At 45.6% G+C, this 25,403-nt stretch carries 14 protein-coding genes and 1 pseudogene; 9 read left to right on the top strand and 6 right to left on the bottom strand.

Going from position 1 to position 25,403, the window contains the following annotated elements; all coding sequences use genetic code 11:
• Nucleotides 1-238: 238 nt before the first annotated feature.
• From QUB70_RS03655 to QUB70_RS03645, 3 genes are all read left to right on the top strand, one after another.
• Nucleotides 239-5,797 carry a protein kinase domain-containing protein gene (locus tag QUB70_RS03655; protein ID WP_332978387.1) on the top strand — a complete coding sequence of 1,853 codons (5,559 nt, stop codon included), beginning with the start codon at nucleotides 239-241 and terminating at the stop codon, nucleotides 5,795-5,797.
• Nucleotides 5,798-6,424: 627 nt separating this feature from the next.
• Nucleotides 6,425-7,141, top strand: a complete 717-nt coding sequence (locus QUB70_RS03650) for a DUF305 domain-containing protein (protein ID WP_332978386.1) — start codon at nucleotides 6,425-6,427, stop codon at nucleotides 7,139-7,141.
• A 250-nt stretch (nucleotides 7,142-7,391) separates the two neighbouring features.
• Entirely contained in the window at nucleotides 7,392-9,305 is a 1,914-nt protein-coding gene (locus QUB70_RS03645) for an efflux RND transporter periplasmic adaptor subunit (protein WP_332978385.1), read from the top strand.
• A 44-nt stretch (nucleotides 9,306-9,349) separates the two neighbouring features.
• On the opposite strand, the gene QUB70_RS03640 is transcribed toward QUB70_RS03645, so the two are convergent.
• Nucleotides 9,350-9,478 (bottom strand): hypothetical protein, encoded by a 129-nt coding sequence (locus QUB70_RS03640; protein WP_332978384.1) that lies wholly within the window; start codon nucleotides 9,476-9,478, stop codon nucleotides 9,350-9,352.
• Between the two features lie 8 nt (nucleotides 9,479-9,486).
• On the opposite strand from QUB70_RS03640, the gene QUB70_RS03635 reads away from it, so the two are divergent.
• Nucleotides 9,487-12,600: an efflux RND transporter permease subunit gene (locus tag QUB70_RS03635; protein WP_332978383.1), complete on the top strand. Its 3,114-nt coding sequence runs from the start codon at nucleotides 9,487-9,489 to the stop codon at nucleotides 12,598-12,600.
• A 351-nt stretch (nucleotides 12,601-12,951) separates the two neighbouring features.
• Nucleotides 12,952-13,431 (top strand): hypothetical protein, encoded by a 480-nt coding sequence (locus tag QUB70_RS03630; protein ID WP_332978381.1) that lies wholly within the window; start codon nucleotides 12,952-12,954, stop codon nucleotides 13,429-13,431.
• A gap of 114 nt (nucleotides 13,432-13,545) precedes the next feature.
• Here QUB70_RS03630 and QUB70_RS03625 read toward each other — a convergent pair whose 3' ends face one another.
• The 3 genes from QUB70_RS03625 to QUB70_RS03615 all read right to left on the bottom strand — a co-directional run bounded on the left by QUB70_RS03625 (nucleotide 13,546) and on the right by QUB70_RS03615 (nucleotide 16,789).
• Complete coding sequence (locus tag QUB70_RS03625; protein WP_332978379.1) at nucleotides 13,546-14,490, bottom strand: FTR1 family iron permease; 945 nt, start codon at nucleotides 14,488-14,490, stop codon at nucleotides 13,546-13,548.
• 87 nt (nucleotides 14,491-14,577) lie between these two features.
• Nucleotides 14,578-15,621 (bottom strand): helix-hairpin-helix domain-containing protein, encoded by a 1,044-nt coding sequence (locus tag QUB70_RS03620; protein WP_332978377.1) that lies wholly within the window; start codon nucleotides 15,619-15,621, stop codon nucleotides 14,578-14,580.
• A 163-nt stretch (nucleotides 15,622-15,784) separates the two neighbouring features.
• Complete coding sequence (locus QUB70_RS03615; protein ID WP_332978376.1) at nucleotides 15,785-16,789, bottom strand: multicopper oxidase domain-containing protein; 1,005 nt, start codon at nucleotides 16,787-16,789, stop codon at nucleotides 15,785-15,787.
• 208 nt (nucleotides 16,790-16,997) lie between these two features.
• On the opposite strand from QUB70_RS03615, the gene rppA reads away from it, so the two are divergent.
• From rppA to rpmB, 4 genes are all read left to right on the top strand, one after another.
• The gene (gene rppA / locus QUB70_RS03610) at nucleotides 16,998-17,687 is read left to right on the top strand and encodes a two-component system response regulator RppA (RefSeq protein WP_332978375.1); all 690 of its coding nucleotides are present in this window, start codon (nucleotides 16,998-17,000) and stop codon (nucleotides 17,685-17,687) included.
• Between the two features lie 546 nt (nucleotides 17,688-18,233).
• Nucleotides 18,234-19,565 (top strand): two-component system sensor histidine kinase RppB, encoded by a 1,332-nt coding sequence (gene rppB, locus QUB70_RS03605; RefSeq protein WP_332978374.1) that lies wholly within the window; start codon nucleotides 18,234-18,236, stop codon nucleotides 19,563-19,565.
• A gap of 401 nt (nucleotides 19,566-19,966) precedes the next feature.
• On the top strand, nucleotides 19,967-21,955 hold the full coding sequence (htpG, locus tag QUB70_RS03600) for a molecular chaperone HtpG (RefSeq protein WP_332978373.1): 1,989 nt from the start codon (nucleotides 19,967-19,969) through the stop codon (nucleotides 21,953-21,955).
• 205 nt (nucleotides 21,956-22,160) lie between these two features.
• Complete coding sequence (rpmB, locus tag QUB70_RS03595) at nucleotides 22,161-22,397, top strand: 50S ribosomal protein L28 (protein WP_332978372.1); 237 nt, start codon at nucleotides 22,161-22,163, stop codon at nucleotides 22,395-22,397.
• Nucleotides 22,398-22,728: 331 nt separating this feature from the next.
• Here rpmB and QUB70_RS03590 read toward each other — a convergent pair whose 3' ends face one another.
• Both QUB70_RS03590 and QUB70_RS03585 read right to left on the bottom strand, forming a co-directional pair.
• Nucleotides 22,729-24,792 carry an adenylate/guanylate cyclase domain-containing protein gene (locus tag QUB70_RS03590; protein ID WP_332978370.1) on the bottom strand — a complete coding sequence of 688 codons (2,064 nt, stop codon included), beginning with the start codon at nucleotides 24,790-24,792 and terminating at the stop codon, nucleotides 22,729-22,731.
• Nucleotides 24,793-24,808: 16 nt separating this feature from the next.
• Nucleotides 24,809-25,330, bottom strand: a pseudogene (locus QUB70_RS03585) (adenylate/guanylate cyclase domain-containing protein); the annotation flags it as partial.
• Between the last annotated feature and the right edge of the window lie 73 nt (nucleotides 25,331-25,403).

Below are 25,403 nucleotides of genomic sequence, written 5' to 3'. Positions count from 1 at the left end.
TGATAATAGACCTCTTGCAAAAATATCTGGGACGGGCAAGATGCCCATCCCACAAAAAGTTTTTTTCTTGTGTAATGGGCATCTTGCCCGTTCCAAAATTTGATTAAAAGGACTTTTGCAAGAGGTCTAATGGTAGAATAATATGTAAATTTTTACGGACTTTCCCTGTCACACAGGGCTTTTCACTCCCGATCGGCTAACATTACTAACAAGCAAATAACCAACTAGCGCACGAACTATGCTCGGACTTAACGGATATCGCATTGTACAAGAAATTCACAGCGGCGTAAAAAGTCTGGTTTATCGAGGCTACCGCGAAGCAGACAACCAACCCGTTATCGTTAAACTCCTCAAATCCGAGTACCCCACCCTAGAAGAAGTCACCCGCCTCAGAAATGAATACAAAATTGCCCAAGCCCTAGACTTTCCCAGCATCACCAAAGTCTACAGCCTAGAAAACTATCGTAACAGCTTTGCCCTGATCTTAGAAGATTTTGGCGGCTCCTCCCTCGACCAGTTACTTACTAACCAAACCTTCCCTTTAACAGAAGTTCTGAGAATTGCCATTATCTTAATAGATGCCTTAGATTATTTGCACAGCCATGCGATTATTCACAAAGATATTAAACCGGCAAATATTATTATCAACTCTGCCACAGGCGAAGTTAAACTCACTGACTTTAGCATTTCCTCCCGCCTGCAACAAGAAAATCAATCTGCGAGCAACCCCTCAGAACTGGCGGGTACTCTCGCCTATCTCTCCCCGGAACAAACCGGGCGGATGAACCGCTCGATCGATTACCGAACCGACTATTATTCTTTAGGAGTGACTTTATACGAAATGCTCGCGGGTCAGTTACCTTTTGCCATTGAAGACCCAATGGAATTAATACATTGTCACTTAGCCAAACAGCCTGTACCACTTTGTGAAATCAGAGAAATTCCCCAAGTTATTTCCGATATTGTCATGAAACTCTTAGCTAAAAATGCAGAAGAGAGATATCAGAGTGCAGCGGGATTAAAATTCGACTTAGAAACTTGTTTAAATCAGTTGCTGGCGGCGGGAACAACAGCACCTTTTGCCATAGCCACCCGCGACAAAGGTAGCCAACTCCTGATTCCACAAAAACTCTACGGCCGCGAACAAGAAGTAATAGAAATACTAGCCGCCTTTGAAAGAATCAGCCAATCCACTTTTACCCCAACACCTCTAACCCCAACACCTCTAACCCCCCCCTTCTTAAGGGGGGCCGGGGGGGATCAAACCTACACTTCAGAACCAGAATCCCCCTCCCCTCTAACCCCCCCCTTCTTAAGGGGGGCCGGGGGGGATCAAACCTACGCTTCAGAACCAGAATCCTCCCCTCTTACCCCCCCCTTACTAAGGGGGGCCGGGGGGGTTCCAACCGCAGCCGAAATGATCCTAGTTTCCGGCTATTCCGGCATAGGCAAAACCGCCATCGTCAACGAAGTTCACAAACCCATACTCCGCCAGCGAGGTTACTTCATCTCCGGCAAATTCGACCAATTTAACCGCAACATTCCCTACTCAGCCATCATCACAGCATTTCAAGCCTTAATCAACCAATTACTCACAGAAAATGCCGCCGAAATTGCCAGTTGGAAACATCAACTCTTAGAAGCCCTCACCCCCAACGCCCAAGTAATTATTGATGTCATCCCCGAAGTAGAATTTATTATCGGCCCCCAGCCAGAAGTGCCGCAATTAGGACCAACAGAATCACAAAACCGCTTCAATCGAGTTTTCCAACAATTCCTCAAAGTCTTTTGCCAGCCCCAACACCCCGTGGTCATTTTTTTAGATGACTTGCAGTGGGCAGATTCAGCCTCCCTGAAACTGATGCAACTGCTGATGAGCGACTCCGACAGCCAATATTTGTTAATCATTGGAGCATATCGCGATAACGAAGTCAGCCCCACTCACCCCTTAATTCAAACCTTAGAAAAAATCCGCGAATCCGGGGCTAATCTCAACAACATCACCGTCCAACCTTTAGCCCTAAATCACGTTAGCCAACTGATAGCCGATACTCTCAATGAATCCGCAGCCACAAAACGCATTCAATCCTTTTCCGAACTTTTGTTTAGCAAAACCCAAGGCAACCCTTTCTTTTTAACCCAACTCCTGAAAACCCTCGCCTTGGAAAACCTGCTGCATTACGAAGCCAGCAGCGACAAATGGCAATGGGATATCGAGGCAATCCAAGCCATTGGCATTACCGATTTAAACGTAGTCGAACTCATTGCCAGAAACATTCAAAAACTGCCAGAGGTTACTCAAAAAACCTTAAAACTTGCCGCTTGCGTTGGCAACACTTTCAACTTAGATGTTTTAGCCGTTGTCAACGAAGTATCAGAATTAGTAACGGGGGCGCAGTTGTGGCCGGCGCTTCAGGCGGGTTTGATTTTGCCCCTTTCAGAAGCCTACAAAATTCCCCTGGTATTTGTCGAGTCAGAATCCGAATCAGTGCGGCTGCAAGATGTGAAAGTAGATTACAAATTTTTGCACGACAGAGTGCAGCAATCTGCCTATTCTCTGATTCCCGAAACCGAGAAAAAATCAACTCACTTCCAAATCGGTCAACTGCTGCTGCAAAATACCACACCAGAAGAACGCAAAAACAATATTTTTGCCCTAGTCAATCAATTGAATTTTGGCATAGAGACAACCGCAGACGAATCACCGCTACTGGCCGCCCAGTCAGACAAAAACCTGTTAGCAGAACTTAACTTGATTGCCGGTCAAAAAGCTAAAGCATCCGCAGCCTTTGAAGCGGCTGTTAATTATTTTAATCTCAGTTTGGAACTGCTGGCTGCCGATAGTTGGCAAAGCGATTATGACTTGACGCTGCCTATCTATGTGGAAACCGTAGAAGCTGAATATTTAAACGGTAATTTTGCACGAGCAGAACAGCTTTTAGAAGTTGTGCTGCAAGAGGCGCAAACGCTTTTGGATAGGGTGAAAGTTTACGAGGTAAAAATTCAGTCTTATATTTCTCAATATAGACTTTTAGAAGCAATAGAGACAGGGCTGGAAGTTCTGGAAAAATTAGGGATATCGCTGTCTCAAATGTCGGAAGATCCCGGATTCTTGATTCAGGCAATTGCTATAAAGCTAGCAGAAGAAAATAAACAAATTGAGGATTTAGCCGACCTTCCAGAAATGACAGATCCTTATCATTTTGCTGCAATTCGGATTCTTTTAACAGTTACTCCTGCTGCTTATATTACGAATCCTGACTTACTGTCTCGGCTTTTATTTGCAATGGTGGATATCTGCTTAACTTACGGCAATCCTCCCTTAGCTGCTGGCGTTTACGTTCATTATGGTGTCTTTTTGACTGCTGCTGGAGATATTGATTCAGGATATAGATTTGGTCAGTTATCTTTAAGATTGCTGGAGCAATTTAATGCCAAAAATATAAAAGTAATTGTTCTACAGTGCTTTAACTCATATATTAGACACTGGAAAGACCATGTTAGGGATACCATAGACTCTTTGCAAGAGGGTTTTAATAGTGGGCTAGAAACAGGCAATTTAGAGTATGCCTGCTATGCAATTCTACTAAATAATCTTCATATATTCTTTGCGGGCAATGACTTAGATTTGCTTGATATTAAAACCAGAGAGTATGTATCTTTGATTGGCAAACTCAAGCAATCTCATTCTTTTGAAGCTATTAAGATGTATCGACAACTTTACTTAAGTTTACTGGGTGAGTCAAACCGACCAACTGAGTTAACTGGCGATCAATATAATGAAAAAGAGTCTCTTGAAGCTGCATTAAAAATAAATAACTATTATAACTTATTTTTTATATACGCTTTTAAAACCTTGCTTTCATATTTATTTCAAGAACGCGAAGCCGCCATTGAAAATGCTCGACAAGCAGATAAATATAAAGGACCAGTTCGAGGGATGCTGGTGACAGCACAACTCAACTTTTACTACTCCCTCAGCCTCCTCGCTCAATATCCCAACGTCAGCGAAACCGAACAGAGAGAATATCTCGAACAAGTAGCCACCAATCAACAAACAATGAGACATTGGGCCAACAACTGCCCCGCCAACTACCAACACAAATATGACCTAGTAGAAGCCGAAAAAGCGCGAATTTTAGGAGACTACCCCGCAGCCATCACCCTCTACGATGCCGCCATCACCGGTGCCAGAGAACAGCAATACACCCAAGAAGAAGCCCTCGCCAACGAACTCACCGGAGAATTTCACCTAACTCGCGGCCAAGAAAACATGGCCCGCTTCTTCCTCCTAGAAGCATACTACTGCTACATCCGCTGGGGAGCAAAAGCCAAAGTCAAAGACTTAGAAACCCGATATCCGCAATTCTTCGCCAAAATCAACGCTCAAAAACCCCCAGAAACCAGCCTCACCTTAGCCACCATCATCACCAGCAGCGGCAATTCCGAAGGATTTGACCTAGCCTCCGTCTTCAAAGCCGCCCAAGCCATCTCCAGCGAAATCGTCCTCAGTGAATTGCTAGCAAAACTAATCAAAATCGCCATTGAAAATGCCGGAGCCCGAACCGGATATTTGCTGCTAAAACACTCAAATACACTCACCGTAGAAGCCGTCGGACAAGTCGAAGGCAACAACATCACCCTCTCACTCATTCCCCATCAGCCCCTCGCCGAAGTCCTCCCCATGAGCGTCATCAACTATGTAGAAAGAACCCAAAAAAGTGCCGTCTTAGACAATGCCACCACCGAGGCGATGTTTGCCACCGACCCCTATATTGTCGCCCATCAAACCAAATCCATCCTCTGCACGCCCATCATCAATCAAGGTCGCTTCATGGGAGTAGTTTACTTAGAAAACAACCGAGCCGAAAAAGTATTCACCCCAGCGCGGCTAGAAGTTTTAAAACTCCTATCTTCCCAAGCCTCCATCGCCTTAGAAAATGCCATTTTGTACCAAACCCTAGATCGAAAAGTAGAAGAGCGCACCGCACAATTAGCCCAAGCTAATGCAGAAATATTGATTTTGAACGATCGGCTAAAAGTAGAAAACCTTCGCATGAGTGCCGAACTCGACATAACCCGCCGCCTGCAACAAATGATTTTGCCGAAACAGCAGGAATTAGAATCAATTGAAGGGCTAGAAATTGCTGGCTTCATGGAACCGGCCGATGAAGTTGGCGGCGACTATTACGACGTACTAAATCACGGCGGTCAAGCCACAATTGGCATCGGCGACGTGACCGGACACGGTTTAGAAAGTGGCGTGTTAATGATTATGGCGCAAACAGCAATTCGCACTTTGTTAACCCACAGTGAAACCGACGCAGTAAAATTATTGCAGACAGTCAACCAAACGCTTTTTAACAACGTAGAGCGCATGAATTCCGGTAAAAACATGAGCCTTGCTTTGCTGGAATATCGGGACAACACCCTGCGTTTGAGCGGACAGCACGAAGAAGTGATTCTCGTGCGTTCCAGCGGCGAAATAGAGCGGATTGATACCATAGATTTAGGCTTTCCGATCGCCTTGGAAGCCGACATTACCGATTTTATTGCTACTGCTGAAATACAGTTAAATTCCGGGGATGTTGTCGTACTCTACACAGATGGAATTACCGAAGCTTTTGATATGAATAGAAATCAATACGGTATCCAGCGATTGATTGAAGTTGTTGCGCTTAACAGGGAACAGTCAGCAGCAGAAATCCAGCAAGCTGTGATTGACGACGTGCGGCGATACATCGGGGAGCAAAAAGTATTTGATGACATTACTTTGGTAGTAATCAAACAGAAGTAATACTGTAAGTATTAGACCTCTTGCAAAAATCCTTTTAATCAAATTCTGGAACGGGCTCTCCGGCCCATTCCACAAGAGTTATTTTTTCTTGTGGGATGGGCATCTTGCCCGTCCTAGTATTGTAGGGTGCCACGGCCCCTTGCTGTAATATTTAATCAAGGTACGTAGTTGGGCTTCAGCCCTCTTTATATATACGTTTAAAGAGGGCTGAAGCCCAACTACGTACCTAATTTTTCTGATGACAATAAAACCACCCTACCTAACCCCCCTTAAAAAGGGGGGGACAAGAAAGCTCTTAAAGTTATAGCTGACGCACCCTACAGGCCTCGTTAGTGGTTTAAATGCTCCACAGCTTAGGTTCAAGCGAGTCAAGTCAATCTTAAACTAAAGTGCGATCGACGGCACAGCAATAATTCCTTGCAAAAATAACTAGGACGGGCAAGATGCCCATCCCACAAGAGTTATTTTTTCTTGTGGAATGGGCCGGAGAGCCCGTTCCAGAATTTGATTAAAAGGATTTTTGCAAGAAGTCTAATAATTCCTTGCAACTCCGAATCAAAAATTTCATCCTAATTTCATTTATCTGTGAAAAACTGAAGATAAATAGCAGTTTTAAGGATATAAAATATGAAACCAATTTCATTAAAAACAGGCTTTGCAGCGCTGATATTGACCGCCGCAGCCGCCCTGAGCACCGGAGTGCTAGCAGCTTGTTCAAAAGCCCCTTCCAGCCAAACTCAAGCCCCAAATATTACCGCAGCAACCGAAGCAAACAACAAGCAAGACGCGGCACAAGGCGGCATGGGTGGCATGAATCACGGCACGAATCACAATATGTCAATGGATTTAGGCCCTGCCGATGCCGACTACGATTTGCGATTTATTGATGGCATGACAGTACACCATCAAGGTGCTGTAAACATGGCTCAAGATGTGCTGAAACAATCCAAACGCCCCGAAATGAAAAAACTTGCCACTGATATAATTGCCGCTCAAAACCGCGAAATCAATCAAATGAAAGAGTGGCGAAAAACTTGGTATGCCAAAGCCAGCAGTACGCCAATGGCTTACCACGCTCAAATGGGTCACATGATGGCAATGACACCCCAACAAATGCAAAGCATGATGATGAGCATGGATTTAGGGGCCGCTGACGACCAATTTGACTTGCGATTTCTCAATGCGATGATTCCCCACCACGAAGGAGCTTTAGTGATGGCCCAAGATGCTTTGAATAAGTCGAAACGCCCCGAAATAAAGACATTATCTCAAGAAATTCTGACTTCGCAAAACCAAGAAATTAAACAAATGAAACAGTGGCGGCAAGCTTGGTACAAACAGTAGTGACGGGCTGGATTAATTAATCAAAATATCTGTAGGGGCGGGTTCACCAACAATAGACCTCTTGCAAAAATCCTTTTAATCAAATTCTGGAACGGGCAAGATGCCCATTCCACAAGAAAAAAAACTTTGTGGGATGGGCATCTTGCCCGTCCTAGTTATTTTTGCAAGAGGTCTATTTAACCTATTTCATCCTGATTTCATATTTATCTGCAAAACTGAAATGTGAGTTCAGATTCGCCCCTACTCAATCATGCCCCCAATAAAGCTCTGCCGAATTTCTGGGTTAATTATCAGCCTTGCATTCTTTACATCTCCGGCCGCAGTTTTTGCCCACGCTGGCCACGGAAATGAATTTCACCAAAGCAGCGAAACACCTCAAACTCCTGCTGCTATTTCTGTGGATGCCGAAACAGCAAAACGGTTAGGAATTAAAATCTCCCCTGCCGCCCGCCAGCGACTAGATATCGGCATTAAAACCACTGGACAAATTGAAGCTTTACCCAACCAAAAAGTCGAAGTTACGGCTCCTGTTGCTGGCAAAGTAGTAGAGTTGCTGGTTAAGCCTGGGGACAAAGTATCAAAAGGTGAACCCGTTGCGGTTTTATCGAGTTCAGAATTAGGACAGTTGCGGGTTGAATCTCTCTCGAAACGCGCCGAAGCTGAGGCAGATTTGCAGCAAGCGGAAGGAGATTTCAAACTAGCACGAGAAAATTACGATCGCCAACTTCAAATATCCGCAGCAGAAATCGCCCAAGCCGAAACCCAATTGACAGCGGTAACTCAGCAGTACCAGCGAGAACAAGAATTAGTAAACAAGCGTTCAGTTGTGCAAGCGGCTAAAGAAAATTATCAGCGTCAAGTTGAAATAGCGCAAGCCGAAATAGCGCGGGCAGAAACAGAATTAACTATTGCTAAAGAACAGTTCGATCGCGATCGAGAGTTGGTGGCATCAGGGGCGATCGCGCGGCGGACAATGCTGGAATCGCAAGCCCACTTCGCGGAAGCAAAAGCCGCTGTTGCTAAGGCCAAAAGCCGTCCAGAAGTTATCAAAGCCGAAACCGAAATTAAACAAGCCGAAGTAGACCTCCCAATGCGGGAATTGCGGGAATCTCAAGGCCTCGTAGCGGAAGCAAAATCTCAACTTACCAGAGCTCTGAGCCGCCGGGAAGTCCTAGAAGCCGAGAACCAACTCAAACGCGGCAAAACTGCCGTCGAAGTCGCTCAGTCGCGCATTCGCTTGGCTGACGCAGCCTATCAAGCGCGGCTGCAACAATTAGGAACTGTTGCGAGCGATCGAGGACTCGTTACCGTAGTTGCTCCGATTTCGGGCACGGTAGCCGATCGCGAAATCACCCCAGGAGAGTCAGTAAACGCTGAAAAACCGCTGATGAGCCTGTTAAATGACAGCCGCGTTTTTGCCACAGCCAACATTTACGAAAAAGACCTGAATCAAGTCAAACAGGGCCAGGAAGTCAGGGTGAAAGTTGCTAATTTGGGCGATCGTACTTTCAAGGGAAAAATCACCTTAATTGGCTCATCCGTGGAAGGAGAAACGCGAGTTGTGCCGGTGAAAGCAGAACTAGATAACATTAACGGCGAATTAAAGCCGGGACTGTTTGCTGAGTTGGAGATTTTAACCGACAAAACTGCCACAAATATTTTAGCAATTCCGAGTGCGGCGGTAGTCGATGTTAGCGGTAAAAAAACCGTTTACGTCCAAAATGGCAATGCTTATCAAGCGGTTGACATTGAACTCGGTCAAACGGCGGGAGATTTAGTTGAAGTGAAGAGGGGTTTATTCGAGGGAGATTTGATAGTAACGCAGCGAGCACCTCAACTTTACGCCCAATCTCTGCGGGGCGGCAGCAAGCCATCCTCAAGCGAGGAAAAGAAAGAGGCAACTCCAAAGGTAACAGAGGTTAATTTTAATAATTTACCCGTGTTTTTATGGTGGGCGGGAATCGGGGGAGGATTTGCGATCGTATCTTTGACTTTTGCAGCCGGCGTGTTGTGGGGAAATCGGCGCAAATTGCCAGCAATAGCAGCAGATTCTGGAAACAATAGTTTTTCTGTCTCTGCACCGACATTAAACGATGAATTGCTGTTACACAATGACAACCATCGCGTTAAAACTCAAGAGACAGAACTAAAGAGCTTAAAATAACAGCACGACACGGAAAACACGGATACACGGATAGCTGTTTTTTTTCAGGCCCCATTCCCCATGCCCAATGCCCAATTCCCAATGCCCAATTCCCAATTCCCAATTCCCAATTCCCAATTCCCAATTCCCAATTCCCAATTCCCAATTCCCAATTCCCAATGCCCAATTCCCAAATTATTAAATGTTCAGCACTATTCTCAGATGGGTAATTAAGCGCCGCTGGCTAGTCGTTGTCGCCACCATTATTGTTAGTCTGTGGACATTTTCTATCATCCCCCAAATGTCCCTTGATGTCTTCCCGCCTTTTGCACCCCCGCAAGTCGAAATTCAGACGGAAGCACCGGGCCTCGCACCGGAAGAAATCGAGTCTTTGGTAACACTGCCGATCGAAAGTGCCATTAACGGAACTCCTGGGGTGACAGCAGTGCGATCGTCTTCGGCTGTGGGCCTTTCTGCGATTAAGGTAATCTTTGATTGGGGAACTGAAATTTATCAAGCGCGGCAGTTGATAACAGAACGGTTGCAGCAAGCTCAAAGCAAACTCCCGGCTGGGGTAGAAACACCGCAAGTTTCTCCCACAACTTCTCCTGTTGGCACTGTTATTACCTATGCTTTTACATCAGAAACTACTTCTTTGATGGAAGTGCGCCGCCTGGTTGATTGGCAAGTCACAAATCGGCTTTTGGCAGTGAATGGCGTTGCTCAAGTGGTGGCTTACGGCGGCGAAGAAAGGCAGTATCAAGTATTAGTAGAACCTGCCAAGTTGAAAGCTTTTAATGTGTCGTTGCAGCAAGTTGCTGAAGCGGCGGCTGCTGCGAATGTTAACGCGCCGGGGGGGTATTTAATTACGCCCGATCGCGAAACTTTAATCCGGGGGGTGGGGCGGATTGAGTCTGTGGAAGATTTGCAGCAATCGGCGATCGCATCTCGCCACGGAACACCCGTCAGAATTGGTGATGTAGCTGATGTCAAGATTGGTGCTGCAATTAAGCGGGGCGATGGCAGTTTTAACGGCAAAAAAGCTGTGATTGTGATGGTAAACAGACAGCCAGTTGCTGATACTCCGACGGTAACTAAAGCGGTTGAGGCCGCAATGGCTGAGGTGCAGCAAGCTCTGCCGAAAGATATTAAAGTTACTGTCACTTTTCGACAGGAAGAATATATCAATTCCTCGGTGGAGAATGTGCGATCGGCTTTAGTTGAAGGCAGCATCATTGTCACCCTTATTCTCATCCCGTTTTTGATGAATTGGCGCACTCTGGCGGTTGTTTTGCTGGATTTCTTTCTGACTTGGCTGTTGGCGCTGCTGGCGATGTATTGGCTGGGGCTGGGGCTGAATACGATGACTTTGGGGGGTTTGTCGGTGGCGATCGGCACTGCGATCGACGATGCGATCGTCTATGCGGAAAATACCTACCGCAATTTGAGAGAAAATACGTCTTCTGTTCATCCGCGCCCGGTGATGGATGTGATTTTTGACGGCAGTCAGGAGGTGCGCGATTCGTTAATTGGAGCGACTGTAATTGGCATTGTGGTGTTTTCGCCAATTTTTACTTTGCCCGGTGTAGAAGGTCGAATTTTTACGCCTATGGGGATTACTTATCTGGTAGTTGTGGTGATTTCTAGTCTGGAATCCCTGTTAATATCTCCGGCCCTTTGCGCTATCTTGTTGCCTAACAAACGCATGAGTGCTAAAGAACCTTGGCTGCCGAGGTTTTGCAAGAAAATATATCATTATTTGATAAAATTGTCAATGCGCTATTCGGGGATTATTTTAGCTTTAGCTGCTGCTAGTATGGTGGCTGCACTAATTATTTTGCCATCCTTTGGACGGGTGTTTTTGCCGGAGTTTCAGGAGCAAACTTTGGTGAATACTATTCTGCTGTATCCGGGTGTGTCTTTGGAGACAACAGATAGCGCGGCTTTTGCTATTGAAGATGCACTTAAGGATGATACCAGGTTTGAATACGTGCAAGTGCGATCGGGCAGAGCTCCGGGAGATGCGGATGCTGCGGGAGTCAATTTAGCTCACATCGATATCGGTTTGAGCGAGGCTGGGATGAAAAACAGGCCGAAAACTTTGGAATCGCTGCGGCAGGAATTTGCTAAATTGCCGGGAGTTGCACCCAATATCGGCGGTTTTATTTCTCACCGGATGGATGAGGTTTTATCGGGTGTCAGAAGTCAGATTGCTGTCAAAATATTTGGCCCGGATTTGGAGCAACTTCGCAGCATCGGTGCCCAAGTTGAAGAGCAAATGAAAACAGTTGAGGGAATTGTGGATTTGCAACTCGAACCCCAGATGCCAGTGCCACAAATTCAAATTAAGTTTAACCGTCAAGCTGCGGGTAGATACGGTTTAAAGATTGGAGAACTTTCAGAAATAATTGAAACAGCTTTAAACGGCAAGGTTGTTTCTCAAGTTTTGGAGGTGCAGCAAACTTTTGACTTAGTTGTTTGGTTGCAGCCTGAAGCTAGAAATAACTTAGAAACTATTCAGAATTTGTTGGTTGATACTCCCAGCGGCAACAAGATTCCCCTCGCCCAAGTTGCGACGGTCAAATACGGTACGGGCCCAAATACGATTAACCGCGAGAATGTTTCCCGGCTGATTGTGGCGGCGGCGAATGCTAAAGGTAGGGATTTGCGATCGGTTGTGAATGAAATTCAAGCTAAAGTCAAACGAGAGGTGCAGTTGCCTTTTGGCTATTTTATCCAGTACGGGGGTCAATTTGAGGCGGAACAAAGGGCTTCGCAGAATATTATGGTGTTTAGCGCGATCGCCTTTTTGGTAATTACAGTATTGATGTACTTGTCCGTCAAGTCGATCGCTTCAACTGCTACGATCATGATTAATTTGCCGATCGGATTAGTAGGAGGAGTAATTGCGGTTGCTTTGACGGGCGGTATAATTTCCGTAGCTTCCCTGGTTGGCTTTGTCACATTATTCGGCGTTGCTACCCGCAACGGCTTGTTATTAGTAGACAACTACAACTCTAAGTTTGCCGAAGGACTGCCTTTTAAGGAAGCAATTATTCAAGGCTCGATGGAACGGCTCAACGCCATCCTGATGACCGCTTTAACTTCAGCTTTGGGTTTAGCACCTTTAGTCTTTGAAGGCGGGGCGGGCAAGGAAATTTTGCAACCGCTGTCAGTAGTAGTTTTAGGAGGATTATTTACTTCTACTGGCTTGACTCTGTTAGTTTTACCAGCTTTGTATGCTCAATTTGGGCATTTTTTACGACCTCAACAACCTCAGCCAGTTGTTGAAGACGGGAAGGTAGTTAATGTGTGATATTTTCTAATTACTGTCAGTCAGCAAGGAGTTGACAGTTGTAGGGTGCGTCGCTACCAACCATCCCAAACAAAAATCGACCATTGATGAGCGACGCACCTGAAAGTTTATCCGTAGATTTGACAGTTGTAGGGTGCGTCGCTACCAACCATCCCAAACAAAAATCGACCATTGATGAGCTACGCACCTGAAAGTTTATCCGTGAGATTTGACAGTTGTAGGGTGCGTCGCTACCAACCATCCCAAACAAAAATCGACCATTGATGAGCGACGCACCTGAAAGTTTATCCGTAGATTTGACAGTTGATAGTTAATAGTTGATAGTTGATAGTAATAAAAGGAGTCAAAGCAATGAAATCGCTCAAGTCAAATTTAATTGTTCTAGGTAGTGTCGGATTGTTATTTTTGGGAGCTTGCAGTAAAGGCGACCAAGCAAGCGATCCAAATAGCACTCCAGCATCCCCTCCTGTCGCCTCTCAACCTGCGTCTTCGGCTCCCGCCACTGCTCCTGCAACAGCAACTAAAGGGGGACAAGTGGTGGAGTCTGGAGCTTACCATTTAGAGTTTGTACCTGAAAAAGAAGCTAGCGGAACTCATTTAGATTTATTTTTGCAAAAAGGGGAGAAAAAGGAACCGGTTCCTAACGCCAAAGTGACGGCTCAAGTCCAGTTGCCGAATGGAAAGCAGCAAAATCTAGCTCTCAAATACGATGCTGAGGGCAAACATTACGCTGTGGTGTTTACCGGCAAAGATGCAGGAAGTTATCCCGTGAAAGTTACTGCGGATATTAACGGAGAAAAAGTTGACGGTCGTTTTACATTCACTCAGTAGATAGCTGATTTCCTAATGCGCTCTAACTTATGGGCGCATTAGTTATTAGCAACAAACAACTGCCTCCTGCATTTCCAATAAAAAGCCGATCGTATTGCGATCGCACTTTATTTCCTATTTCGTTGCCTGTGTTTTTTTGAACGGGAAGAAAACTCGACCTGCCAGACTTTGGAAGTAGATGCCACCGACAGTACCTAAAAACACCAAATAAGAAAGCGCCTGCACGACATAGAGCTTATCCGTGTAGCCAAACAGCGCATTCAACAATAAACCGGGAAACTGTTCTTGTGGCAGCACTTTCGATGTATTCCAGACCATCGGCCCGAGAATGCAAGAGCGGACTTTGGCAAATCTTTCGTAATAGAAACACAGTGCTGCTGATTCGCGATTTGCTTGCGATAAAGTATTGACTGCGGTGTCAAAAAGTCCCAAAGTAGATACTACTAAACCCGCTACAATAAAGAGCAATAAAATGCCCATATATTTGAAAAACAGGCGGATATTAATTTTCACTCCCCATTTGAACAAAAGGACGCCAATTCCGGTGGCTGAGAGAATGCCTGCCAAAGCGCCGAGCGCAGGAATAATCCCTTGTTGAAATTTGGCAACGACAAACAAAACTGTTTCAAATCCTTCGCGTAAAACGGCAATAAAAACTAAGCTAAATACGCCCCAGCCGGCATGAGAATTTTGCGTTAAGGCGGCACTCACGGCGCCTTCGACTTCGGCTTTCATAAATCGCGCTTGCTTGGTCATCCAAATCAGCATCCAGCTCAGCATTGCGATCGCTAAAACCCCAAAGGTTGCCTCTAGCAGCGCCTCCATAATCGGTGCAAAAGGCTGATTGGATGCGGATAAAATTTGAATAGTCCATCCGAAAAGTACACCTATCAAAGCGCTGGCGATAAGTCCTACAGCAACACCGCCGAAAACCCAAGAATTTAAATAACTTTGTCCTGATTTTTTGAGGCAAGCTAGAACAATTCCGACAACTAATGCGGCTTCTACTCCTTCGCGGAGGGTGATTACAAATGTGGGTAATGCTTCGCCCAAATTCATTTTTTTATTGCGGTAATGGGACTGGTTAATGAGGGAGGTAATTGGCAGATTATTTACCAATTACCGCCGATGATGAGAGTTAATTTTTTAGGAGGCTGGTTTGAGAACTTTTTGGCTGTCGTTCTCGATCGTTTTAATTAGCTGGCTGACTTGTTCGGTGGTTTTTACGGGGGCGGGGGGTGCGATCGCAGTAGGCCAATTTGTTTTAAGCTCAGTCATGTTGGCAACAATTGCTTTGTCGGTTTCCGGGCTAGTTTTAGCCACTTGAGCGGCAATATCTTTGTACAGCATTTCCGCGTACCTGACGAAACCCCGCGAATCTTGGTATTCAATAATTGCGGAGATTTTGCCGTTAGCAACTGCCGCTCCGTATTCGGAATTAGCTGTATCTAGCAAGCCGTTAATCACTTGCAGCACGAATTTCGGATCTTTGCGCTGCGTTTCGGGAAGAGCGGCAATTGCTCCATCTACAGCTTGCATCGATGTGGTAAATTCCGCCTTCACTTGAGCCGGATCTTTTGCACCTGCTTTAACTAAATCCTGCAATTTAATTAAAGTAGCCTTAAATTCAGGAATTTTACGCTCGTTTAGCTGATCTTCCACATCGGCATAAATTTCTTCGACTGGATGCCCGATGTGAGGTTCGGCTTGGTCTGGTTTGCCTTGATCCAAGAGTTCTTGGGCTACGAAAAGATGCCCTTTCATCAAGCCGAGTTTAGTCATGTAGTCTACATCTTTGGCTTCGCCTGTGAGTACGATATCCTCAATAGTTACTAAGTCTTTGATTTGCTCGAATTGGGCTTGAGTAATGACATTTTTTGAAACCAATTCTTCGACTTTTCCGTAAGGGCGGCTGGCTTGAATTTTGTTAGAAAGTGCCGGTATTCCTAACTTGGCTTCGAGTTTATCTAACTCCGAAAGAATGGCAGTATTGATGTTAATGCCGGGCTTTCCTCCGTGGTTCATGCTGTGACCGCTTGTTGCTGCGGGACTAGCTGTCGCGACGGGTGAGGCGCCCGGTGAGGCTGTGCTCTCGGTGTTGCTGGCGGTGGGGGTGGAACCGCAACCGGCCAGAGCAACGAGGATGGCTGTAGCAGTGGCTGTCGGTAATAAACGAAATGATGGTAACATGGCAGTTGATTATTTTTACGTTAGGTTCAGTTGGATTCGCAAGTTATTAAGAAATATTCTCAATTATTGCGAGCTCCTAATTCTACCTATTTGTGAGAAAATTTGGTAGATAATTTAACACTTTCTTAACTAGAATCGTCGCACTCTGGGAGCGCAATGCGGGTTAAGCGATGACTTCAAATACCCCCATGCAGCCTGCTTCGGCGATCGCATCTTGATGGGGATGAAACATATATTTTCCAGCATAGCCGTAAGTAAATTCTAAAATATGTCTTTCAGCTACTCCCATTGTGATGACATCGGTTCTTTCACTGGGAGTTAAAGTCATTCCCGTGCGATATACGTCAAAAAAGTTGGCGTGGAGGTGAAAAGTCACTGCCGCTTCGTACTCAATTAGGTTGAGAACGTACAGCCGGATTAGCTGATTTCGGTAAATAGGGATCGGGTTTTTCATGTAATAATTGGGCAACCCGTTAAAAGCGTAAAGTTCGTTTTTTTCGTCGTCGTTTACGTCGTATCCTCCCATGATTAACAGGATTTCATCGGCTGGAGGTCTGGGTTTTGGCGGATCGATGATGAACATTCCATAGAGTCCTTTACCGATATGGCGAGTTACAGGAGCAATATGACAGTGATAGAGATGCAATCCGTAGGGATTGGCATCGAATTCATAAATAAATACCGAACCGTGTCTCACTGGTTTAACGCCATCCATTTCGCTGGTATGAACGCCGTGAAAGTGCAGCGAATGAGAATGTCCGGCTTTGTTATAAAAAATGACGCGGATACGATCGCCCTCAGTTGCCCTCAATGTCGGCCCCGGCACGCGATTGTTCACGTTCCAAGTGTTGAAAGTGACGGCACTGTTAAGTTGGACGATCGAAGTATTAGCTTCCAGGCGAAATTCCCGAACCGTGCGCCCGTTTTCGCGCGTCACCGTGCCGTAATCAAAATCCCGCGCAATTTGCATCGGGTTGATATTGCTGACAGTGAGTGCATCTGCGGGCACGGGCGGTATTCTCGCGACTGATGTCGGTTTGCGAGTCAAGTTTTGAAGTGCGATCGCGCCTCCCGCTACCCCAGTGCCAGCTATTCCTAACTGTAGGAGTTGGCGGCGAGTCCAGTGTCCCGCCTTTTTCATGGCGGGGCGATCGGATAAGTCTCCCATACTTCTTGAAAATAATTCTCAAAAATTTGATTGCATTTGAGTATAAGACATTTTCAGCTTGTTGTCAATTATTATCAATAATCATCTCTTTCTGCGAATTCAGAAAATTTCATGCTGATTTCATCTAAGTGTGTCAGCTTATATGTTGGGGGGTTGGCGCTGTCAGCGGCTAACAATGTATAGAGATTGACCGCTGTAAATTAATCTTATGAGAGTTTTGCTAGTTGAAGACGAGCCAGATTTAGGAAAAGCGATCGAGCGAACCTTAAAACAGGAAAAATATATAGTTGATTGGGCGCAGGATGGCAATGAAGCTTGGGAATATTTAGACAGCCAGTGGACGCAATACACCCTCGCTATTTTTGACTGGTTGCTGCCGGGATTGTCTGGAGTAGAACTGCTGCACAAGTTGCGCGGAAAAAATAGTTTTTTGCCAGTTTTGATGCTGACAGCAAAAGACAGGATGGAAGATAAAGTAGCGGGATTGGATGCCGGGGCTGACGATTATTTAGTCAAGCCGTTCGGGATGGCGGAACTGTTAGCAAGGTTGCGGGCTTTGCAGAGGCGATCGCCCCAAATTCAGCCCCAGCAGCTACAGGTAGGGAATCTGGTTTTGGATTGCGGAACTCGAACTGTGTGCCATCTCGATCGAAGTGGTAACAGCCAGATAATTTCTCTAACAAACAAAGAGTTTCAACTGCTAGAATACTTTATGAAACATCCCAACCAAATTATCACCACTGAGCAAATTCGGAATCAGCTATGGGAGGCGAGTGCAGATAGCTTTAGCAATGTAGTAGCAGCTCAAGTGCGCTTGCTGCGGCGCAAACTCGAATCAGTTGGCGGCGCGAACTTAATTGAAACTGTACACGGCGTCGGATACCGGATGAGAAATTGAAAGTAGGGCGGGCTCTCCGGTCGCCCCCACAATAAAATTTAATTTTTGTGGAACAGGCATCTTGCCTGTTCTTAACAATTAGAGGACTAAGGCCAACTGGCACAAAGGTATGTAGTTGCGCTTCAGCGCTCTTTCCCAAGCTAAGAGCCCTGAGCCGTGTCAAGGTAAGTAACAAAGGTATGTAGTTGCGCTTCAGCGCTCTTTCCCAAACTAAGAGCCCTGAGCCGTGTCAAGGTGAGTAACAAAGGTATGTAGTTGCGCTTCAGCGCTCTTTCCCAAGCTAAGAGCCCTGAGCCGTGTCAAGGTGAGTAACGAGCCTACAAAGGTATGTAGTTGCGCTTCAGCGCTCTTTCCCAAGCAATTTTCCTTGATTGAAGTCTCAAAAATCGGAACGTGAAATAGGGGTTTTCGGCTTTTTGTCTGGTTCAGATTTAACACGCCAGACAGGGCTAGCTAAGAGCGCTGAAGCGCAACTACATACCTAAAATTGTACCCTTATTTGCCACAGTTTGCCTTAGTCCTAAATTATATAAAATCTAAGTTTAAATGAATCAAAATAAACTATTTAACCGGACTCGATCGCAATTAGCCATTTCCTATGCGGGTGTAATGGGTTTGATTTTAAGCTTGTTGGGATTTGGCGTATACAAGGCGATCGCCCACGCTCACTGGATCGCCATAGACCGCGAATTAGAATCGGTATCGGGGACGCTACACGACAGCCTCGAAATCAAATTGCAGCAGCCAGGACGCCTAGAACCAACAGTCAATGAGCTTTTGCCCAACCTCCGCATAATAGGAGTTAACGGCATTAAAGAACCGCTGCAAAACCGCCATATTTTAAGCGCTATCAACCAAAGCTATTACTATATTCGTTTATTTGATTATTCGGGAAAATTGATTGCTACAGCAGGCGCTTATCCCGAAGAATTTCCACCGACATTTAACTCACAATACTGGCAAACAATAACTGACACCAAAGGCAATGTTTATCACCAAATTTCTGTAGCTCTACACACCCAAACACAGCAAGAGTGGGGATATTTTCAAGTTGGTCGGAGCCTGCAAGACTTCAATAATTATCTCAATACAGTGAAATTGGTTTTGAAATTAGGATTGCCTACAGCATTGATTTTGATAGGCTTTGCTAGTTGGTTATTGGCAGGATTGGCTATGAAACCCATTTATTCTTCTTACCGACAAATCCAACAGTTTACAGCGGATGCTGCCCACGAATTGCGGACTCCTTTAGCGGCATCTCAAGCAACAGTAGAATCGGCGCTGTTGATGCCTGAATTGAATGAAAAAGAGGCGCGGGAAATTTTGCGAACTGTAGAGCGCCAAAACCGCCGATTGACTCAGTTAGTGGTTGATTTGTTGCTGTTGGCGCGGATGGATTCTCAAGCGATATCCGATCGCCCTCAGTTGTGTTGTTTGAATGACCTGGTTAACGATTTAGTAGAGGAATTGGCAGTTGTGGCGATCGCCTCAGAGGTAGCGCTAACATCCGAAATGCGCGTACAGCAGCAATTGAATGTTGTCGGCGATGCCGATCGACTTTACCGTTTGGTTGCTAATTTAATTGTTAATGCCATTCAATACACTCCGGCTGGGGGAAAAGTAACAGTTATTTTAGATTGCAGTCACCAGGAGGCGGTAATTCAGGTTCAAGATACGGGTATTGGGATAGCGGCGGCAGATTTAGCGCGAATATTCGATCGGTTCTACCGAGTCAACAGCGATCGATCGCGCAATACCGGCGGATCGGGACTGGGATTGGCGATCGCCCAAACCATAGCCCGCGCGCATCGCGGCAGCCTCAGCGCCCGCAGCGAATTGGGCTGTGGCAGCACATTCTTCCTGCGATTGCCTTTGTGAGTTACCATGTGAGGGAAACCGAATCAGTTATTTCGGGTAATCCCTTTGGCAAAAGGTAGCGCGATCGCCCAAAATCATTAAATAGTCAGTAGTCAGTTGACAGTTGACAGTTGACAGTTGTTATTTCTTATTTGTTGGACATGGCACAATACGGTTCACTAAAGACAGATCCCCCCTAACCCCCCTTAAAAAGGGGGGGACAAGAAAGCTCTCAAAGTCAACCCCTACTCCCCTTCTTAAGGGGGATTTAGGGGGATCTCCGGGGCATAAATAGTGTTAAGTGAACCGTATTGGGACATGGCAACGAATAACTAATAACTAATAACTAATAACTAATAACTAATGACTAATGACTGCTGACTGCTGACTGCTGACTCCTAAAAAATACCTAGCGAAAAATTATGACAGTTTTAGAACAGGGAACAATCTCAATCCATACCGAAAATATTTTCCCGATTATCAAGAAGTCGCTATACACCGACCACGAAGTCTTCTTGCGGGAACTAATTTCCAACGCTGTCGATGCCATTGCCAAACTCAAAATGGTTTCCCGTTCCGGCGAATACAGCGGCGACATTGGCGAACCGCAAATCAACATTGCGATCGACAAAGAAAACAAAACCCTCTCAATTACCGACAACGGCATCGGCATGACCGCCGACGAAGTAAAAAAATACATCAATCAAGTCGCTTTCTCCAGCGCCGAAGAATTTATTCAAAAATACCAAGGCAGCGGCGACGACGCAATTATCGGTCACTTCGGGCTGGGTTTCTACTCTTCTTTCATGGTCGCTCAGAAAGTAGATATAGACACCCTTTCTTACCAAGAAGGCTCCCAAGCAGTACACTGGCATTGTGACGGTTCTCCCGCCTTTGAACTATCAGAATCTACCCGCACCGAACGCGGCACTACGATTACTCTCACTCTCCAAGACGAAGAACAAGAATATCTAGAGCCCAGCCGGATTAAGCAGTTAATCAAAACTTACTGCGATTTCATGCCGGTTCCCATCAAATTTGAGGGAGAGGAACTCAACAAGCATAAGGCAATTTGGCGGGAATCAGCCAGCAATTTGCAAAAAGAAGATTACTTAGAACTGTACCGCTACCTTTACCCGTTCCAAGACGAGCCGCTGCTGTGGGTACACCTGAATACAGATTATCCTTTTATTGTCAACGGGATTCTTTTCTTTCCCAAACTGCGGCCGGATGTCGATGTTACCCAAGGCAATATTAAGCTATTCTGCAATCAGGTTTTTGTCAGCGACCACTGCGAAGAAATTATCCCGAAATTCTTGATGCCGCTGCGGGGAGTGATTGACAGTACCGACATTCCCCTGAACGTTTCTCGCAGTTCGCTGCAAAGCAATCGCACTGTGCGGAGAATAGCTGATTATATTGCGAAAAAAGTGGGCGATCGCCTGAAAGAACTCTACCGCGACGACCGCAACGAATACATCCGCTGCTGGCAAGATATCGGCACTTTTGTCAAGTTTGGAACTCTCAACGATGACAAGTTCAAAAAGCAAGTCGAAGATATCTTAATCTATCGCAGCACATACCAACCAACGGCCGACAAGCCAGAAACTGTAACGCCCGAAGTTCAGGTGCAAACTGAGGAAGGAGATTTGTGGCAAGATGTCACTCCGAAGTCGGAAACTTCCGCTTCAACGCAGCCTTACACGACGCTGAAAGAATATTTGGAACGCAATCAAAAACGTCACGAAAATCGCGTGTTTTACTGTACGGAACCTGCGTCTCAAGCAACTTACGTCGCCATGCACAAAAGCCAAGGTTTAGAAGTGCTGTTTATGGATTCTTTCATCGACACGCACTTTATCAGTTTCTTGGAACGAGAATACTCAGATGTCAAATTCTCGCGGGTTGATTCCGACATCGACGACACGCTAATTGACAAAGAGAAAGAAGCGGAAATTGTCGATCCTGCGACGAATAAAACTCGCAGCGAACAAGTTAAAGAAATGTTCCAAAAAGCTCTCAATAAGCCGAAAGTGAACATTCGCACAGAAGCTTTGAAGTCTGACTCTGCGGAGGCGACGCCACCTGCGATCGTACTTTTGCCGGAAGCTTTGCGCCGGATGCGGGACATGACGGCACTTTTGCAGCAGCAAGCCGCCGAATTCCCCGAAGAACACGTTTTGCTGGTGAATACGTCTCACCCGCTGATTCAAAATCTGGCTAGTTTGAGTCAGGGTGCGATTATTCAAGGCGGCGGGGAGTCTCCGTCGGCTGAGTTGGCGAGCATGATTTGTCACCACGTTTACGATTTGGCTTTGATGGCTCAGAAGGGTTTCGATGCTGAAGGGATGAAAGATTTTGTCGAGCGATCGAATCAAGTGTTGACAAAATTGACTGAACGTGCAATGTAATTAACCCCCCCCAACCCCCCCTTGCTAAGGGGGGGAGTCAGAGTTGATTTCCGGGTTTTAGAAACCGGGTTTTTCCAAAAAACCCGGTTTCTGCGTCCTGGACTAATAACTCAAGCCCTCTTCCTTCTTCCTTCTTCCTTCTTCCTTCTTCCTTCAGCTATAATGAAAGGCTGCACGCAAAAAAAACGGTAATCTGGAGGGCAATATGTCACGGAAATGTCAGCTAACGGGGAAGAAGGCGAATAACGGTTTTGCAGTTTCTCACTCGCACCACCGCACTCACAAGTTGCAAGAAGCAAATTTGCAGTGGAAGCGGATTTGGTGGCCGCAGGAGAAACGCTGGGTAAAATTGCACCTTTCTACAAAGGCAATTAAAACCTTGCAACACAAGGGTTTGGAAATCATGGCTAAGGAAGCTGGAATTAACCTTTACAAGATGTAAGAAACTTATAAGCTAAGAAAGGACTAAAGTCCTGACTACAAACCTGTTTTTTAAGTTCGTAAGCTGTTACGCATTTAAACCACTAACGAGGCCTGTAGGGTGCGTCAGCTAGAACACTTACGCTTACAAGGGAAATGAGAAAGGGCTGACGCACCCTACAATACTATTTTAAATGCGTAACAGCTTAGTAGGTGTAGGGTGCGTCAGTCCAGATATTTAACGCGAATCCAACAGTTTGTTTCTGACGCACCTTACGATTAACTAAGAAAAAACTAAAGTCCTGAGTGCAAGCCTGTTTTTTAGGTTCGCAGTCAGGACTTTACTCCTTGCTCTATATCCACTTTCTACATTGCAGTAAATAAGTATTCATCTTGCCTTTGCCTTTAACTTCGATCGCGCCGCGGCTTTCAAATAAATACTTTTCTCGCAAGAGCTGATAAGTTGTAGTTGTCACCTGAATGCACCCCGGCAAGCTGTGAGATTCCATGCGGGAAGCTGTATTAACAGTGTCTCCCCACAAATCGTAAATGAATTTTTTGATGCCGATTACTCCCGCAACTACCGGGCCGCTGTTGATGCCGATTCTGATATTTAAAGCTTGATTTTCGGTATTGCTAAAGTCGATAACTGCCTGCTGCATATCCAGGGCCATTTCTGCGATCGCATCTGCGTGATCGCTGCGAGGAGTTGGCAATCCTCCTACCACCATGTAAGCATCCCCAATCGTCTTAATTTTTTCCAATCCGTGCTTTTCTGCTAGCTGGTCAAATGTTGAAAAAATCTCATTCAGCAAACAAACTAATTCCGTTGGAGAAACTCGCGCACTCAATTGAGTAAAGCCTACTATGTCGGCAAACAAAACAGTAGCATTCGCAAAAGTATCTGCGATCGTACTGTCTCCCCGCTTCAACCGATTTGCTATTTCTTCTGGCAAAACATTCAATAGCAAGCGTTCTGATTGTTCCTGCTGCACTCGCAGTGCGCTTAAAGTATCATTGAGAGCATTAGTCCGTTCTTTAACTCGAAATTCTAACTCTTCATTCAGCTTGTAAAGATCCATTTCAGCCCGCCGGCGGTCAGTGATATCCGTACCGATTGCCAGCATTCCCGCGAACTTTCCTTCCGCGTCAAACAGCGGTTTATTTGCCCACGATACCCAAACGCGATCGCCGCTGCGCTGGATACTTTCACTTTCATTTCTCGCGTACTGTTCCGGGCTATTTAAAATATTGCTCAATACTATTGCCAAGTCATTTCCTGCTGTACCTGTCTGGCCAACAATTGTGCTGACTGCGTTTTTGCCAAGTATTTCTGCTTCGGTGTAACCGAAGAATTGCTGTGCGAATTCGTTGAAAAAAGTAATATTGCCTTCTGTGTCAAATTTTAAAATAATGCTGTTAGCATTTTCCACCAATTCCCGATATTTTATTTCGCTCTGCCGCAGCGAATCCTCGGCTGATGCCCGTTCGGCCACAGTTGCTGCCAACAGCAGCGAGGTAATGACAATTACGCTCATAAAAGCCTGCAAAAATAAGATTGCCTGATTGATATTTTGGGCTTTGTGAATAAAAGGGCCGAGTCCCTGGGAACCTCCCCAAATGGCGATGCTGGATACTATCAAAGATGCGAGGACAGCCCCGCGCTGACCGAATTGAATGGTTGCCCAAATTACTAAAGGAAAGGGCAAGTATTCGAGAGGATAACCGGAGAGACTGCCTTTATCGTCAGAGGTGAATACTAGCCAACTGACGGCGATTAATGATAGCAAGCATACTGCTGCCCCTATTTGAGTTTTGAGTGTTTTAGTCTCTGTATTTTGCGAATTTTGTACCCTTTGCTTTTTATATAAAATTAACAGCATTGGAGTGAAAATCAAAACTCCTAACGTATCTCCAGTATACCAATTCCACCGAATTGAAAAATATTCGCTCCACTCTACTAGACCTGTTACACACAGGCGCAGCGTACCGAGAGTGCAGTTAATTTGAGTGGCAATTATCGCCCCAAACACAACTAAATTGACTACATCTATGAGCCGATCGAGCGATGTGCGAAACTTTAATTTTTGCAGTAAGGTAAAAGCGCACAAAGCTTGCAGGCAAGCACCTAGAGCACTTATCAGTCCGCTGAACAAGGAGATATTGAAACTAATAGTATCAAAAAAAAACACGCCTAAAGCTATTCCCGGCCAGACGCGCCGCCCGAACAATAAAAGTGCAGCTTGGGCAATTCCTGCGGGAGGCCAGACGCAGGTAGCGAATATATTCACTCCGGGAATTGAAATAGCCACTTTTGCTCCGAAAGCATAAATGACAGCAATTGCAGCTACTTTTGCTAAGTATTGCCAATTTGTCGATCGAGCAAATTGCAGAAACAGATTCTTTTTCTGGTGCATATTTAGTTTAATATTTTTAACTAACTAATTTGATGCCTCTAAGAAAATAAGTATTCATCTCACCTTTACCTTTGACTTCAATATGTGCCCCGACTTTCTAATAAATACGGCTCTCCTGCAATATATCATAAGTTGTAGACGTGACCTCAATGTGTCCTGGCAAGCCGTGGGATTCCATGCGGGAAGCTGTGTTAACGGTGTCTCCCCACAAATCGTAGATGAATTTTTTGATGCCGATGACTCCGGCGACAACCGGGCCGCTGTTGATACCGATTCTGATGCTGAAAGCTTGGCTGTGGGTGTTGCTGAATTGAGCAACTGCTTGCTGCATATCGATCGCCATTTGTGCGATCGCATCTGCACGATCGCTGCGGGGCATTGGCAATCCTCCTACTACCATGTAAGCGTCGCCAATTGTCTTAATTCTTTCCAAGCCGTGCTTTTCTGCTAGCCGATCGAAAGTTGAGAAAATGTCATTCAGCAAGGAGACTAATTGCGTAGGAGAAACTCGGGAACTGATTTGAGTAAAGCCAACTAAGCTGTTGTGCATTTAAATTGTATATTTCGAGTCCCGATCGAAAATCGTCAAATCCTCTCCCCCGATCCCCATC

Source organism: Microcoleus sp. A003_D6, from assembly GCF_036702825.1.
GTDB lineage: Bacteria > Cyanobacteriota > Cyanobacteriia > Cyanobacteriales > Microcoleaceae > Microcoleus.
This window is presented reverse-complemented; position numbering and strand designations above follow the sequence as displayed.

Excerpts from the sequence above, each read along its gene's own strand:
- htpG (WP_332978373.1), top strand. The coding sequence starts at position 19,967 with ATGACAGTTTTAGAACAGGGAACAATCTCAATCCATACCGAAAATATT.
- QUB70_RS03655 (WP_332978387.1), top strand. The coding sequence starts at position 239 with ATGCTCGGACTTAACGGATATCGCATTGTACAAGAAATTCACAGCGGC.
- QUB70_RS03630 (WP_332978381.1), top strand. The coding sequence starts at position 12,952 with ATGAAATCGCTCAAGTCAAATTTAATTGTTCTAGGTAGTGTCGGATTG.
- rppB (WP_332978374.1), top strand. The coding sequence starts at position 18,234 with ATGAATCAAAATAAACTATTTAACCGGACTCGATCGCAATTAGCCATT.
- QUB70_RS03590 (WP_332978370.1), bottom strand. The coding sequence starts at position 24,792 with ATGCACCAGAAAAAGAATCTGTTTCTGCAATTTGCTCGATCGACAAAT.
- QUB70_RS03615 (WP_332978376.1), bottom strand. The coding sequence starts at position 16,789 with ATGGGAGACTTATCCGATCGCCCCGCCATGAAAAAGGCGGGACACTGG.
- QUB70_RS03645 (WP_332978385.1), top strand. The coding sequence starts at position 7,392 with ATGCCCCCAATAAAGCTCTGCCGAATTTCTGGGTTAATTATCAGCCTT.
- rppA (WP_332978375.1), top strand. The coding sequence starts at position 16,998 with ATGAGAGTTTTGCTAGTTGAAGACGAGCCAGATTTAGGAAAAGCGATC.
- QUB70_RS03635 (WP_332978383.1), top strand. The coding sequence starts at position 9,487 with ATGTTCAGCACTATTCTCAGATGGGTAATTAAGCGCCGCTGGCTAGTC.
- rpmB (WP_332978372.1), top strand. The coding sequence starts at position 22,161 with ATGTCACGGAAATGTCAGCTAACGGGGAAGAAGGCGAATAACGGTTTT.
- QUB70_RS03625 (WP_332978379.1), bottom strand. The coding sequence starts at position 14,490 with ATGAATTTGGGCGAAGCATTACCCACATTTGTAATCACCCTCCGCGAA.
- QUB70_RS03620 (WP_332978377.1), bottom strand. The coding sequence starts at position 15,621 with ATGTTACCATCATTTCGTTTATTACCGACAGCCACTGCTACAGCCATC.
- QUB70_RS03650 (WP_332978386.1), top strand. The coding sequence starts at position 6,425 with ATGAAACCAATTTCATTAAAAACAGGCTTTGCAGCGCTGATATTGACC.